This window comes from Erythrobacter sp. HI0063 (genome assembly GCF_001635685.1).
GTDB lineage: Bacteria > Pseudomonadota > Alphaproteobacteria > Sphingomonadales > Sphingomonadaceae > Qipengyuania.
Genome location: NZ_LWFF01000212.1, coordinates 1 through 271, shown reverse-complemented (window position 1 = coordinate 271; position 271 = coordinate 1). Strand labels below are relative to the sequence as shown.

General features: G+C 47.2%; 1 protein-coding gene. It reads left to right on the top strand.

The genetic code is table 11. The features are described 5' to 3' along the window. On the top strand, nt 1-271 hold a 271-nt coding region (locus A3736_RS17525; RefSeq protein ID WP_197465529.1), incomplete at both ends, for a hypothetical protein.

Below are 271 nucleotides of genomic sequence, written 5' to 3'. Positions count from 1 at the left end.
GCAATTATGGCTTTCGTAAAAGCAAAATTTGTCAAGCAAGCGGAGCGTATCGAGGATCTTCTTTTAACGCTTCCCGATTCCTTCAAGAATATTCTGAAGAAAAACGTCACTTCTGCCATCGACAGCGCCTCACGTATCGGGAAGCCAGGCTGGACTCGTGGAGCCTACCATCGAGCATGGTTCGAGCCAGAAGCAGAAGTCGAATTTCTACGCAAATGCTCGAATTTCATTCTCTACGACGAAAAGTTGGATAACGTCGCAAAGGGGTTCG